The sequence below is a fragment of the Achromobacter animicus genome, from assembly GCF_040775605.1.
Taxonomy (GTDB): Bacteria; Pseudomonadota; Gammaproteobacteria; order Burkholderiales; family Burkholderiaceae_B; genus Achromobacter; species Achromobacter animicus.
Genome location: NZ_JAYGJK010000001.1, coordinates 4,897,123 through 4,908,195, shown reverse-complemented (window position 1 = coordinate 4,908,195; position 11,073 = coordinate 4,897,123). Strand labels below are relative to the sequence as shown.

Below are 11,073 nucleotides of genomic sequence, written 5' to 3'. Positions count from 1 at the left end.
CGGCCACGTGACCGGGCCGGGAGTCGGGGGCCGCACAGGTCAGTCCGGCGTCCATGATACGACGGGCTGCCGGCCCGGGGCGTCACATCGGCCGCGCGCCCTTCAGATAGACCTCGCGCAGCGCCGCCGCAAACAGCGCCTCGACGTTGCGCCGCAATCCGTCGGACCGCGTGAACAGCGAGATCGGCGGAAGCGTCCAGTCAAACGAATACGGCACGATGGCTGCGCCTGCGATGCGAACCAGTTCGTCGGCGATGTCGGCCGGCAGGATCGTGACGGCGCGGTCGCTGGCCACGATCATCTCGCCGATCAGCTTGGACGAGTCGCTTTGCACGGACGGCGGCGGGGGCGCCAGGCCGGCGCGCAAGAAGATGTCGGCCACCTGCTCGCGGATCGGGCTGCCCGGCGTGCCCAGGATCCAGTCCAGATCGGCCAGCCGGTTCCATTCCAGGCGCGACCGACCCAGCCGGGCGGCCAGCCGGCGGCTGGCGATCAGGCGCGGCTGCTGGTGGTACAGGACCTCGAAACCGATGTTGCTCAGGTCGACCGAGGGCGTGGCCCAGCCGACGACCACGTCCAGCGTGTGATCGCGCAATTGGCGCAGCAGCGCCGGCCCCTGGCCCTCGTGGATGGTGGCGGTGAGCTGACGGCCCTGCGGCAGCGTGCGGCCGATGGCCGCCGACAGCATCTGGCCCGACACGAACGGAATGACCCCGATGTGCAGGTGGGCGGCGTGCCCGGCCGCCACGGTTTCCATTTCCTGCACCAGATGGCCCAGGTCATGGACCAGCCCGCGGGCACGCGCCAGCACTACGGCGCCCATGGGCGTGGGGGTCATGCCCCGCACCGAGCGGTCGAAGAGGGGCACGCCAAACATGCTTTCCAGTTCGGCCAGGGCATTGGTCACGGCGGGCTGGCTGGTCGCCATGTGTTCGGCCACCCGGGTCAGTGACCCGTGCTGCTCGATCTGGAGCAGCAGCATCAGGTGGCGCATCTTCAGGCGCGAGGTCAATTTCCGGAAAACGGCATCCGGATCAAAGGCTGTCATAGACAAGACATTAGGAAAGTGTGATGGGACGATATTAAATCCGAATGAACACCTTATGTCTTCCACCCTAGAATTTTGCACATTCAAGACAGCGAGGCCACAGCCCATGAACAACCCCTCCGACCGCCAGGCAGCCCTGGACTATCACGAGTTCCCCACCCCGGGAAAGATCTCCGTCGTGGCGTCCAAGCCGCTCGTCAACCAGCGCGACCTGGCGTTGGCGTACTCGCCCGGCGTGGCGGCGGCTTGCGAGGAAATCGTGGCCGACCCGTCCAACGTGTACCGCTACACCGCCCGCGGCAACCTGGTGGGCGTGATCTCCAACGGCACCGCGGTGCTGGGCCTGGGCAACATCGGCGCGCTCGCGTCCAAGCCGGTCATGGAAGGCAAGGCGGTGCTGTTCAAGAAGTTCGCCGGCCTGGATGTCTTTGACATCGAAATCAACGAAACCGACCCCGACAAGCTGGTCGAGATCATCGCCGGCCTGGAAGCCACCTTCGGCGGCATCAACCTGGAAGACATCAAGGCCCCGGAGTGCTTCACCGTCGAGCGCAAGCTGCGCGAACGCATGAAGATCCCGGTCTTTCACGATGACCAGCACGGCACCGCCATTACCGTGTCGGCCGCCTTCATCAACGGCCTGAAGGTCGTGGGCAAGGACATCAAGCAGGTCAAGGTGGTCACGTCGGGCGCGGGCGCTGCGGCGCTGGCGTGCCTGGACCTGATGGTGGACCTGGGCCTGCCGCTGGAAAACATCTGGGTCACCGACATCGAGGGCGTGGTCTACGAAGGCCGCACTACGCTGATGGATCCGGACAAGGCGCGCTTTGCGCAAAAGACCGACGCCCGCAAGCTGGCCGAGGTGATCCAGGATGCCGACGTGTTCCTGGGCCTGTCGGCCGGCGGCGTGCTCAAGCCCGAAATGGTCGCCGCCATGGGTTCGCGTCCGCTGATCCTGGCGCTGGCCAACCCCACGCCGGAAATCCTTCCCGAAGTGGCCCACGGCGTGCGCGACGACGTGGTGATGGCCACGGGCCGTTCGGATTACCCGAACCAGGTCAACAACGTGCTGTGCTTCCCGTACATCTTCCGCGGCGCGCTGGACGTGGGCGCCACGACCATCACGCGCGAAATGGAAATGGCCGCGGTGCATGCCATCGCCGACCTGGCCGAAGAAGAACAGAACGAAGTCGTGGCCGCCGCCTACGGCACCTACGACATCTCGTTCGGTCCCGAATACCTGATCCCGAAGCCGTTCGATCCGCGCCTCATCGTGCGCATCGCGCCCGCCGTGGCCAAGGCCGCGATGGAAGGCGGCGTCGCCACGCGTCCGCTGGCCGACCTGGAAGCCTACGAAGAACAGCTGCAGCAGTTCGTGTACCACTCGGGCGCGTTCATGAAGCCGCTGTTCTCGGCGGCCAAGCGCATCGTGCGCTCGGGCGGCAAGGCGCGTATCGTCTTCACCGAGGGCGAAGACGAACGCGTGCTGCGCGCGGTTCAGGTCATCGTCGACGAAGGCCTGGCCCGTCCGATCCTGGTGGGCCGTCCCGCCGTGCTGCTGTCGCGCATCGAAAAATTCGGCCTGCGCCTGCGCCTGGGCGAAGACGTCGAAGTCACCAACCCCGAATACGACGAGCGTTTCCACCAATACTGGACGACGTATTGGGAGCTGATGAGCCGCCGCGGCATCACCAAGGAGATGGCGCGCGTGGAAATGCGCCGCCGTCTGACGCTGATCGGCGCAATGATGGTGCATCTGGGCGATGCCGATGGCATGGTCTGCGGCACGGTCGGCGCGTACCACGACCACCTGCGATTCGTGGACGAGGTCATCGGCCGCCGCCCGGGCCACAACGTGTATGCCGCCATGAACATCCTGCTGCTCGACGAGCGCACGGTGGTGCTGGTGGACACGCACGTGAATGACGAGCCCACCGCCGAGCAGATCGCTGAATTCACCATCATGGCCGCGCAGGAAATGGCGCGCATGAATCTGGCGCCCAAGGTCGCGCTGCTGTCGCGCAGCAACTTCGGTTCGGGCAGCTCGGCCTCGGGCGAGAAGATGCGCCGCGCGCTGGAACTGGTGCGCGAAGCGGCCCCGGAACTGGAAATCGACGGCGAAATGCACGGCGATTGCGCGCTGGACGAGGCCCTGCGCATGCGCATCCTGCCGTCGTCCACGCTCAAGGGTGAAGCCAACCTGCTGGTGTGCCCGAATGTGGACTCCGGCAACATCGCCTACAACCTGCTCAAGACGGCAGCGGGCGGCAACGTCGCGGTGGGTCCGTTCCTGCTGGGCGCCAATGCCCCCGTGCACATCCTGACCAACAGCTCCACCGTGCGCCGCATCATCAACATGACGGCCATGACGGTGCTCGACGCCAACCGCGTCGAAGGCGCCTGATCGCCATTGAGCCCGCCGCGTGATTCGCGCGGCCAAGACAATGCGCGCCGCTCCTCACGGAGCCGGCGCGCATTTTTTTCTGCGGGTGAGCGGCCAGGCCTAGTTTGCGCTGGCCTTCCAGGTGCCGTCCGGTTGCTTGCAGAACCAGAACTGCCAGGTTTCGGTCGTGGTGGTCCGCGAGAAATTGCCGACCAGGAAGCGGCAGACGCGGTCATTGCCGGCTTTGGTGGTCTGCTTGGGCGTCAACTGCACCGTGATCGGCGCCGCCTTCTTGCGCTGGTGCGTGCTGGTCCATTCGGTGCTCTGGCCGTCGGCCGAGCTGTTCAGCGCCTGTGCCACGGCCTCGTGAAACGAGGCGCGGTCGGCCGGCAATATCTGCGTGATGAGGGCGTCGTTGAGCATGACGGCCGGGGCGGCGACCGCCGCCGACGCCATGACGCTGGACAGAAGCACTGCGGCAAGAACGCGGGGATATTTCAAGATGGGCTCCCTGATGTGAACAGCCAGTAAGGCGGTAAGCGAGTCTGCACCGTGAATCTGAGCCGATAGTACGCCAAAAAAAGGCCGCCCAACGGGCGGCCAAGCTACAACAAGGGGAGGGTAAATCGTTGCGCGGCGGGAGAGCCGTTTCAGTTGCCGTTTCAGTTGCCGCGATACACGCCGGCAAACGGCATGTCATTCGGTTCCACGTTCGACACTTGGCCAGCGGCTTTGGCGGCGGCCAGTTCGGCCTGCACCTCGGCGCGGGTCTTGCCGGTGTGCGGCGTGCCATACACGCCTTGGAACGGCGTGTTGTTCGGTTCGGCGTTGGTGCTGATGCCGGCAGCCTTGGCGGCGGCCTTCGCGGCAGCCAGTTCGGCCTGCACCTGAGCGCGGGTGGGGCCTTCGTACGGGGTGCCGTAGACGCCCTGGAAGGGCACGTTGTTGGGTTCGATGTTGGGCGAGGCGTAGGCGCCGGCGCTCAGTGCAGCCAGCGAGAACATCAAAGCGGTAGCAAGGGTCTTCATGGTAAACCTCCGATTTCTAGAGCCTGGGAGCGAATCCGGCGGCCTTTCCGTCGTGGTTCGTTGCTGTTTCCCGATGGGTTGAATCTTGCGCCGATCTAGAATGCGGATAAACCCGGATATCGGTAAAAGATAATTCCATCAGTGGAAAGATTTGGCCTATAAGCAGGCTAAGTCACCATTGTTGGAATACCGAGGCGGGGCGGATCGACTGGACTTGTGCATGGAAAAAATCGACCTCACCCGGGAAAAGGCCACGCTTCTCATCACGCTGTACGCCAAAGCCCGAGAAAGCCAGCTACCCAATTCCGTGCTGCAGGACCATCACGCCGCCGATGCCGTCGCCCGCATCGACTACGATTTTTCGCGCCTGATCTGCCCGAGGACGCGTTGCTGACGTTGCCGCGCACGGTCACGGCGCAGTTTCCGTCCGGCGAGGTGGTCTTTGACGCCTACAACCGCCTGGGCCTGGCCTGGGTGGCGCACAACCGCATGATCCAATCCACGGGCGCCGTCACCCGATGGAGCCTGGGGCGTCCGCAGGAACTGGAGGCGCAGGTGCCGGCCTTGCGGCTGCGCACGGTGCGCGGCGGGTACGAAACCGACGACCCCGCGCAGCGGGCACGATATTCGCTGCCGGCGCAGGCGGCGTTATGGCTGATGCGCCGGGTCGAGCCCTTGGGTAGTATGACCAGGCTACTGCGCTATCACTATTAGCGATCAGTAGTGCGGCGGCAGTTCGTCGCGCAGGCTGCGGAAGGGGGCTGCCCCCTCAGGCGCCTGCTGGCGCAGGTCGGCGACCTCGCGCATGAGCCGGTCGATCTGCTGTTGTTGGCGGACGATGATCTGGTTCAACTGCTCCAGAAGATCATCCGAGAAGCTGGCTTTGACCTCCAGGTCCATCAGCCGGCGTTCGATGTCTTGCGTATTTTCCATGGCGGGTATTAGAACCCATTCCCGCCCGATCACAGGAGAGAAGTTTGGTACAGCGGCAATGGCGGGACAGCGGCACGTGGTGGTGGACGGCAAGCACGATACTGGCGCTTGCACCGGCTGCGACCGCGCTGGCGCAAGCCCAGGCGCTGGCCCCGGTGGTGGTGACCGGCACCCGGCTCGGCACCGCGGTGCTGGACACGCCGGCCTCCGTCGATGTCGTGCAGGGCAGCGCCATGCGCTGGCAGCAGCCCGGCATCAACCTGTCTGAAGGGCTGGCTGGCGTGCCCGGCCTGCAGATCCAGAACCGCCAGAACTACGCGCAGGACCTGCAGATTTCCAGCCGCGGCTTCGGTGCGCGATCCACGTTCGGTGTGCGCGGCGTGCGGCTGTATGTCGACGGCATTCCCGCAACGATGCCCGATGGCCAGGGGCAGACCTCCAATATCGACATCGGCTCCATCGACCGCGTCGAGGTGCTGCGCGGGCCGTTCTCGGCGCTGTACGGCAATTCCTCCGGGGGCGTCATCCAGGTGTTCACGCAGGACGGCGCCAATCCGCCCGAGATCACCGCCAGCGGCTGGGGCGGCAGCTACGGCACATGGCGCTACGGCGCGCAGGCCAGCGGCGTCACGGGCACGGGCGCGGGTCAGCTGGATTACGTGCTGGACCTGTCGCGTTTCACCACCGACGGCTATCGCGACCACAGCGCCGCGCGCAAGAATCTGGGCAACGCCAAGCTGGGCCTGCAACTGAACGACGACAGCCGCCTGACCCTTGTCGTCAATAGCGTCGACCTGAAGGCGCAGGATCCGCTGGGCCTGACCTACCAGCAGTTCCAGGACGACCCGCGCAGCGCACCGGTGGCCGAGCAGTACAACACCCGCAAGACGGTCAAGCAGACGCAGGGCGGGCTGGTCTTCGACCACCAGATCGACGGCCGCAACGCGCTGCGCGTGATGGTGTATTACGGCCAGCGCGATACCACGCAATATCAGTCGATCCCGCCCGCCGTGCAGACGCCGCCCACGCAGGCCGGCGGCGTCATTGATCTGAAGCGCCAATACGGCGGCGCGGACGTGCGCTGGACCTCGGACCTGACGCTGGCGGGCCGCGCGCTGACCGTGATCGGCGGCTTCTCGTACGACACCATGCAGGAAGACCGCAAGGGCTACGAGAACTTCGTCGGCTCGGGCGCAAGCCGCCAGTTGGGCGTGAAAGGCGCGTTGCGCCGCGATGAAACCAATCGCGTCTACAACGCCGACCCCTATGCGCAGGCCTCCTGGAATTTCGCCGACCGTTGGACGCTGGACGCAGGCCTGCGCTACAGCACGGTCCGCTTCGACTCCGACGACCACTACATCACGGCCGGCAATACTGATGACAGCGGCGGCGCGCGTTATCGCAAGGCCTTGCCCGTGGCCGCGCTGCGCTACGCCGTCAACGACGACGTCAGCGTCTACACCTCGTACGGCCGTGGTTTTGAGACGCCCACCCTGAACGAGATCTCGTACCGGCCCGGCGGCGACCCGGGGCTGAACTTCGGCTTGATGCCATCGGTCAGCACCAACGTCGAAGCCGGCGTCAAGGCGCGCATGGCCGGCGGCCTGCTGACGGCCGCGGTGTTCAGCACCCGCACGGACGACGAGATCGTATCCGCGGGCAGCCTGGGCGGGCGCACCAGCTACCAGAACGCCGGCCGCACGCGCCGCGATGGCCTGGAACTGAGCTGGTCCGGCGAATTTGCGCGCCATTGGCGCACGCAGCTCGCGTACACGCTGCTCAACGCACGCTATGCCGACGACGGCAGCGGCGATATCCGCGCGGGCAACAAGATCCCCGGCATCGCGCGCCAGGCGGCCTATGCCTCGCTGGCCTGGGCGCCGCCCGAAGGCTGGCAGGCCGGAGTGGAAGGGCGCTACCTGAGCAAGATCTACGTCAACGACGCCAACAATGGTGACGCGCCCGCCTATTTTGTAGCGGCCGCCAGCGTCGGCTACATCAAGCGCGCGGGCCCGTGGGAGCTGAACGCCTACGCCCGCGTCGACAACCTGTTCGACCGCGACTACGCAGGCTCGGTCATCGTCAACGAAGGCAACGGGCGCTATTACGAACCGGCGCCCGGACGGAATGCGGGCGTGGGCGTGGGGGCGACTTACCGGTTTTGACGCGCGAGGTGCGTGGGGCTGTCGTGGCCCCGCCCGCGCCTTACGCCGCGGCGGGATAGCAGAACGCGCTGTCCTCGCAATCGCTGCATCCCGGCGCGGCCGCGGCGGGCAGGTCGGCGTGTTCGCACGCCGAATGCGCCAGGAATTTCTTCCAGCGCAGATTGTTCACGTTACGGCTCACCAGGCCCGGATAGTGACGCGCGAGCAGCACGGTGACGTCTTCGCGTCCCGACAAACCCAGATCGCGCCACAGGTGGTCGGGCCGCAGGCAGGCGTGCGCCAGGACGCTGCTGACCCATGGGGTGGTGTCGGGGCCGGGCGCGCGGTAGGCGTCGAGCAGGACGCGCATCAACAGCGTGAAACCGGGCTGAGGGTCGCTCACGCCCATCCCGACGTAGGCGGCATATTGCTCGCGCAGCGGGGACAGGGATGTGTCGAAGCCGGTCAGCGCGCCCGGGAACAGGTAGTCCAGCAGGTCGTGCAGTTCGGCCGGCGACAGACCACTAGGCGCGAGGTCCTGGTGGGCAATGCTGGTGCCGATGACGGCGGCGAAAAAGCCGGCGTCGGGATGAACGGGCGGTGCATATCGCAGCAAGGCATGCGCAAACCGCTGGGCCCGATCGGTGATGCTGGTGTCGGGAAGAGAGGGCGGCACGGGCACGGCGTCCATCATGATTCTTAATGCGGTAACGGTTTTATTAAGCTGTTAACTAAACAGTGTAGGGGCGAATATATAACGAAAAATCGGCGCGCTTCTGCCATATGCGGGTGAATCCCCGTTGGGACATACCCGAGGGTAATTAGCGGGGACAGGTATGATCGGCGTCCGTTCCATTGCATAACACCCCAAAACATGCCGCGCCGTTTCCGTCCCGCTGTCACCCGTCTGTTCGGCGCTGTCGCGCTGGCGCTGGCCGGCATGGCCGCATCGCCGCCGCCGGCCCTGGCCTTTGACGTCGGCGCTGTCATTGATTCGATCCGGCTTTCCCGTTATCCGCTGCGCGAGCCGGAGCGCCGGGTGTGGGGCACCGAGAACGTCAAGGACGCCGTGCTTGTTGGTCAGATGGAAAACCGGCTGTACCTGTACCGGTACGTGCGCGAGGGGGCCAAGACCTTCAAGCTGGATTTCCGCTCGCAGCCGCTGGTGATCGACCCCGAAGGCTGGAAGGCGTCGCGCGAGGACAACGTGGCGGTCCGGTCCCCGCGCGCGGGCGAGGCCTTCTACTGGATCGGTTATGCCGATCGCGGCGCCGGCGCCGGCAAGGCCACGGGTTTTCTGGTGGACGACAAAGGTGAGGCCGCGTCGGTCAACGCCGACACGCAGCTAGCGGTGGTCACGAGCAGCCGCCCGTGGGACGAGGCGCGCCGCGCGCAGGCCCTGGCGACATTGCAGGCGGCGCTGCGCGACTATCCCACGCGGCTGGACCCCTTTCCCGCGCAGGTGCGTTTCGAGCACCAGACGGCGCCGGACGTGACGGCCACGTTCCGCACGTTGCATCAGGTGGCGCGCGCCATTCCGCGCGCCAAGACCGCCGAGTTCAACCGTGCGCTGGCCGACCTGCGCCGCTTCGTCATGGCGCAGGATTATCGCGAGATCGATCCGGACGGCAAGGACGCCGAGATGCTGACCGCCTTGAACGACTACGGCTTCTGGCTGGCCGAGTCGGGCGACACGGCGCAGGCGGAACGCATCCTGACCGACGTGCTGCGGCGCGATCCGTCGCGCACCGCCGCCTACCTTAACCGCGCCGACGCCCGCTGGAAACAGCGCGAGAAATCGCGCGAGGAGCGGGCCTATTACGAAGCGCTGGCGCGCGAGGACTACCGGCTGTATTGCGCAAAGCGCCTTGCCGCCAAGGAAGCCATTCCGGCCAACATCGCGTCCCGCATCGGCGCGGCGCTGGAGGCCTCGGCACTGGATGCGCAGGTCTGCCGTCCGCGCCTGGCGATCTTCCAGGCGATCCAGGCGAACGATCTGGACGCGGTGCGCGCCCAGCTTGCGGGCGGACAGGATCCGAACGGCGTGAACGAATACGGCAGGTCCGCACTGTCGGTGGCCGTGTCGCGCAAGCAGCTTGAGATGGTGCGCGTGCTGCTGGACGCGGGCGCCAAGGCGGACGGCCCCGACAACGGGTTCTCGCTGGTCGCCAGCGCGTTGCCGGACGCCAAGGACACCCGCCCGGCCGCAGAGCGCTACGCGCTGGCCGACATCCTGATCGCCGCGGGCGCGCCGGTGGATGCGCTGGACTCGAACGGCACGCCGCTGCTGATGCGCCGGATTTCGTACTACAGCGACAGCAAGGAAAACCTGGTCTACCTGCTGGAGAAGGGCGCCAATCCGAACGCGCGCGAAAAGAACGGGCGCTCGCTGCTGCATGCCGCGCTGCAAACGCCGAAGAATTTCTGGTTTGCCGAGAAACTACTGGCGCGGGGGGCGGACATCAATGCCGCCTACACCCGCATGTATTACGGCAACAGTCCCATGTGGGAAACGCCCTTGCTCGAGGCCCTGCGGGAATCGCCGGGCGGCGACCTGACCCCGTCGGCGACCTATGCCGTGCCTGAGCGCGTGACATACGTGCTGGCCCACGGCGCCGATCCCGCGGTGGGCGGCTACGGCGCCAGCAAGGACGCGCCCGACCGTAACGGGATGAATGAAGGCCTGTCGCTGGCGGTCCGCTACCTGCAGCCTGGCCTCATCGATCAGCTGGTGCAGGCTGCTCGCCCGCCGCAAGCGCCGCTTTCGACGGAGCCGTTGTCCAGTCTGCTGTCGATGTGGAATCAGGTGGAGCAACGCGCGGCGGCTGACGGCAACAGCGCGGCGTGGGACGGCCAGCGCGCGCGGCTGCGCGCCATCGCGGACCGGCTGGTGGCCGCAGGCGTGCCGCTGGCGGCGCCGGCCGACACGGCGGGACCGCTGCGCAACCGGATCGCGCCGCTCAGCCTGCCGTGGCTGCCCGACGATTTGTACGAGGCTTGGCTGAAGGCGGGTGCGGACCCGACCGACCGGAGCGATTCCGACATGCGGCTCGAGGGCGTCGCGGCGGCGGACGCGCTGCCGCTGGTGACCATGCTGAACTTGGGCATGGACAACAAGGTTCAATTGCTGCTCGAACACGGCGGCGCGCCAAAGACGCCGGCCCGGTGCGGCATGGCGGTGGCGGACGTGCTGGCCTGGCAGCTCGGCAACAACGGCCCGGTCAGCCCGATGGGCGGACGTGCGGTCAAGCAGGTGCTCGATGCAACCGCTGGCCCGGCTGGATGCGATCTGAACCAGACATCGCGCGTGCAGCCCTTCGAGGGCGTGACGGCAACCGAGCTGGCACGGCGCGCCGAGGTGGACCTGCCGGCGCCGCCGCGCTGAATCGACATGCTGATCCGCCGCGCTGATCCGCCGCGCTGATCCGCCGCGCTGAGCCGCCGCGCTGATCCGGCGCGCGCTGCGCAGCGGCTGTGGCCAGCTGGCTGCCCGCGACGCCCCAGCGCCTTCCGCGCAATCCCACCCCAAAAAAAAAC

10 protein-coding genes are annotated in these 11,073 nt (G+C 66.6%); 5 read left to right on the top strand and 5 right to left on the bottom strand.

What is annotated here, in order from left to right; translation table 11 throughout:
- Positions 1-82: 82 nt before the first annotated feature.
- A complete protein-coding gene (locus tag AB3147_RS22495; protein WP_175124438.1) occupies positions 83-1,048 on the bottom strand; it encodes a LysR substrate-binding domain-containing protein in 966 nt (321 codons plus the stop codon).
- 106 nt (positions 1,049-1,154) lie between these two features.
- Here AB3147_RS22495 and AB3147_RS22490 point away from each other — a divergent pair, with 106 nt between their 5' ends.
- A complete protein-coding gene (locus AB3147_RS22490; RefSeq protein WP_175137703.1) occupies positions 1,155-3,452 on the top strand; it encodes an NADP-dependent malic enzyme in 2,298 nt (765 codons plus the stop codon).
- Between the two features lie 99 nt (positions 3,453-3,551).
- Here AB3147_RS22490 and AB3147_RS22485 read toward each other — a convergent pair whose 3' ends face one another.
- Both AB3147_RS22485 and AB3147_RS22480 read right to left on the bottom strand, forming a co-directional pair.
- Positions 3,552-3,932, bottom strand: coding sequence for a hypothetical protein (locus AB3147_RS22485; protein WP_175137704.1), 381 nt, complete (start codon positions 3,930-3,932; stop codon positions 3,552-3,554).
- Positions 3,933-4,093: 161 nt separating this feature from the next.
- On the bottom strand, positions 4,094-4,459 hold the full coding sequence (locus tag AB3147_RS22480; RefSeq protein WP_367352994.1) for a DUF4148 domain-containing protein: 366 nt from the start codon (positions 4,457-4,459) through the stop codon (positions 4,094-4,096).
- Positions 4,460-4,679: 220 nt separating this feature from the next.
- Here AB3147_RS22480 and AB3147_RS22475 point away from each other — a divergent pair, with 220 nt between their 5' ends.
- A complete protein-coding gene (locus AB3147_RS22475; RefSeq protein ID WP_343737869.1) occupies positions 4,680-4,853 on the top strand; it encodes a hypothetical protein in 174 nt (57 codons plus the stop codon).
- Positions 4,847-5,173 (top strand): hypothetical protein, encoded by a 327-nt coding sequence (locus tag AB3147_RS22470; protein ID WP_367352993.1) that lies wholly within the window; start codon positions 4,847-4,849, stop codon positions 5,171-5,173. Before AB3147_RS22475 ends, AB3147_RS22470 begins: the two co-directional genes overlap by 7 nt.
- A 3-nt stretch (positions 5,174-5,176) precedes the next feature.
- Here AB3147_RS22470 and AB3147_RS22465 read toward each other — a convergent pair whose 3' ends face one another.
- Positions 5,177-5,392: a SlyX family protein gene (locus AB3147_RS22465; protein ID WP_056558252.1), complete on the bottom strand. Its 216-nt coding sequence runs from the start codon at positions 5,390-5,392 to the stop codon at positions 5,177-5,179.
- A gap of 98 nt (positions 5,393-5,490) precedes the next feature.
- Between AB3147_RS22465 and AB3147_RS22460 the strand changes: the two genes are divergently transcribed.
- On the top strand, positions 5,491-7,557 hold the full coding sequence (locus AB3147_RS22460) for a TonB-dependent receptor domain-containing protein (RefSeq protein ID WP_367353574.1): 2,067 nt from the start codon (positions 5,491-5,493) through the stop codon (positions 7,555-7,557).
- Between the two features lie 40 nt (positions 7,558-7,597).
- Here the strand turns inward: AB3147_RS22460 and AB3147_RS22455 are convergent, their stop codons facing one another.
- Entirely contained in the window at positions 7,598-8,230 is a 633-nt protein-coding gene (locus AB3147_RS22455) for a nitrogen fixation protein NifQ (RefSeq protein ID WP_438861002.1), read from the bottom strand.
- Between the two features lie 180 nt (positions 8,231-8,410).
- On the opposite strand from AB3147_RS22455, the gene AB3147_RS22450 reads away from it, so the two are divergent.
- Positions 8,411-10,921, top strand: coding sequence for an ankyrin repeat domain-containing protein (locus AB3147_RS22450; protein WP_367352992.1), 2,511 nt, complete (start codon positions 8,411-8,413; stop codon positions 10,919-10,921).
- Positions 10,922-11,073: the final 152 nt, after the last annotated feature.

Bases quoted from the DNA above. Each gene is read 5' to 3' on its own strand.
- AB3147_RS22490 (WP_175137703.1), top strand. From the start codon at position 1,155: ATGAACAACCCCTCCGACCGCCAGGCAGCCCTGGACTATCACGAGTTC.
- AB3147_RS22495 (WP_175124438.1), bottom strand. From the start codon at position 1,048: ATGACAGCCTTTGATCCGGATGCCGTTTTCCGGAAATTGACCTCGCGC.
- AB3147_RS22465 (WP_056558252.1), bottom strand. From the start codon at position 5,392: ATGGAAAATACGCAAGACATCGAACGCCGGCTGATGGACCTGGAGGTC.
- AB3147_RS22450 (WP_367352992.1), top strand. From the start codon at position 8,411: ATGCCGCGCCGTTTCCGTCCCGCTGTCACCCGTCTGTTCGGCGCTGTC.
- AB3147_RS22480 (WP_367352994.1), bottom strand. From the start codon at position 4,459: ATGAAGACCCTTGCTACCGCTTTGATGTTCTCGCTGGCTGCACTGAGC.
- AB3147_RS22475 (WP_343737869.1), top strand. From the start codon at position 4,680: ATGGAAAAAATCGACCTCACCCGGGAAAAGGCCACGCTTCTCATCACG.
- AB3147_RS22455 (WP_438861002.1), bottom strand. From the start codon at position 8,230: ATGATGGACGCCGTGCCCGTGCCGCCCTCTCTTCCCGACACCAGCATC.